We start from the raw sequence: 2,366 nt of genomic DNA, 5'->3' as shown, positions 1-2,366 counted from the left end.
CCAGGCGGTGGTACCAGTGGGCGGAGTCTTTCCAGAGGCGTTCCTGGGTGTCGTAGTCGACGTGGATGATGCCGAAGCGGCGGTCGTAGCCGTAGGCCCACTCGAAGTTGTCCAGCAGGGACCAGGCGAAGTAGCCGCGCACGTCTGCGCCCTTGTCGCGGGCCAGGCCGAGTGCCTCGACGTGGTCGTGCAGGTACTGCACGCGGCGGGGGTCGTGCACGCGGGCGACGCCGTCGGTGACGGTGACCTCGTCGTCGAACGCGGCGCCGTTCTCGGTGACCATGAGCGCCAGATCCGGGTAGCGGTCGTGCAGTTGGAGGAGCAGGTCGGTCAGGCCGGCCGGTTCGATGTTCCAGCCCATGGCGGTGTGCGGGCCCGGCTGGGGCAGGAACTCCACGTCCTCGGCGCCGATCCACGGGTTGCCGGCGGAGTCCTTGTGCCCGTCGGCCTGCTGCCGCTGCCCCTGGCCCGACCAGGCGCGCACGCGGGCGGTGGAGTAGTAGTTCACCCCGAGCACGGTCAGCGGCCGGTGGATGGCCTCCAGGTCACCGTCGCGCACGAACGACCAGTCCGTCAGCGAGGCGGTGCGCTCCAGCAGGCCGGCCGGGTAGGCGCCCTCCAGCAGCGGCCCGAGGAACGACTCGTTGGCGATCTCGTCCGCCTTGCGCTTGGCCTCCAGGTCGGCCTGCGAGGACGGGTCGTCGGGCCGCACGACGTGCAGGTTGAGGGTGATCGACACCTTGGCCGACGCGCCCAGCACGTCCCGGATCTCCCGGACCGCCAGACCGTGGGCCAGGTTCAGGTGATGGATCGCCCGCAACGCCGCCACCGGGTCGCTGATACCCGGGGCATGCACACCCGAACCGTAACCCAGCAGGGCCGTGCACCACGGCTCGTTCAGCGTGGTCCACACCTCCACCCGGTCACCGAACTCCTCGGCCATGCGGCGCGCGTAACGCGCGAACGCCTCCGCGGTGGCACGATTCGTCCAGCCGCCCGCGTCCTGCAGTTCCTGCGGCAGGTCCCAGTGGTACAACGTGACCACCGGCTTGACACCCACGGCCAGCAAGGCGTCCAGCAGATCGGAGTAGAAGCCGATCCCCTCCGGGTTGAACTCACCACTACCCCCGGGCTGCACCCGCGGCCACGCGATCGAGAACCGGTAGGCGTCCAGACCCAGGTCCGCGATGTGCCGCACGTCCTGACGCCACCGGTGGAAGTGGTCGTCGGCCACGTCACCGGTGTCACCATTCAGAGTCTTGCCCGGCGTGTGAGAAAACGTGTCCCAGATCGACCGACCCCGACCACCCTCCCCCACACCACCCTCGATCTGATACGACGCCGTCGCAGAACCCCACACGAAATCGGCAGGGAAGGTACGGGTATCGGACGCTGTCATGTGATCTCCATCCAACATTCTGCTGTGTCGCTGATTGTCTGGTCTGGCGCCCTGGTGCACGAGTTCACGCCTCGATGTCGGCTCCACAAGGGATGGCGGCAGGGCTGTCAATAACCGTTCGTTCTCCCTGTCTGCGGATAGAGCGCCGGTGTCACGGTGACGGATCGTGACGGGAGGAGCTTCGCATGCTCAGGCGTGGATGCGTCCACCTGGCTCAACGGAGCGACACTTGCCCGGGCGCGGCGAGAAGCCCCGGTCGGCCACTGCGCGGGACGCGCGATCTGGCTGGCCAAGCGGCTCGTTCAGCTCGGCCGAGCTCGAGCCGACCACACGCGTCCGGCGGGCCACGAGTGCGGCAGCCGTCGAGCGATCTCGATCAAAACCGATCACCACCCGGCTCGGCCCGCTGAGGGTATAAGCCCTGGAAAATGGCCGATACCTGTCTCTCTCTCACCGGAGACCCGCGTCCGGTGGTTGACGCCTTCATCAGCGATCACGAGTATCTGCGGTACATCAGAAGCTTCGACACCGGCCGGTCGAACATCCGGCGACAAGGTGCTATTTCTACGTCTTCCCGAACAGACAAAGGAGTCATTATGCAATTCATTCGATCTTTCGGTCGCATCTCCGCAACAACTGCTGGGACCGCTGTCGCAGTTCTTGCCCTCGCGGGTTGCGGTGGATCTGCAGGTGGTGGATCTGCAGGCGAAGGACCGGCCGAGGGCGACCCCATCACTCTCACCGTCGCGACCTTCAATGACTTCGGCTACACCCAGGATCTCTTCGACAAGTACACCGAGGAGCACCCGAATATCACCGTCGAGCCGATCACCGCGGCGGGCGCAGACGACGCGCGGACCAACCTGACGACCAAGCTCGCGGCCGGTGGCGAGGGCCTGGCTGACATCGAGGCCATCGAGGTGGACTGGATCAGCGAGCTGGCCCAGTACCCCGACCTGTTCACCGA

2 protein-coding genes are annotated in these 2,366 nt (G+C 66.6%); one reads left to right on the top strand and one right to left on the bottom strand.

What is annotated here, in order from left to right:
- Positions 1-1,399, bottom strand: a 1,399-nt coding sequence (locus tag IIE03_RS03675) for a GH1 family beta-glucosidase (RefSeq protein ID WP_192861386.1), incomplete at its 3' end; no start/stop codon positions are given.
- 470 nt (positions 1,400-1,869) lie between these two features.
- On the opposite strand from IIE03_RS03675, the gene IIE03_RS03670 reads away from it, so the two are divergent.
- Positions 1,870-2,366 (top strand): extracellular solute-binding protein (locus IIE03_RS03670; protein ID WP_332841707.1); only part of this gene is annotated, 497 nt, incomplete at its 3' end.

Origin of the sequence: Myceligenerans pegani (genome assembly GCF_014892515.1) — a bacterium.
Taxonomy (GTDB): Bacteria; Actinomycetota; Actinomycetes; order Actinomycetales; family Cellulomonadaceae; genus Myceligenerans; species Myceligenerans pegani.
Note: the sequence above shows the minus strand (reverse complement) of the source record. Positions and strands in the feature narration are given on the sequence as shown.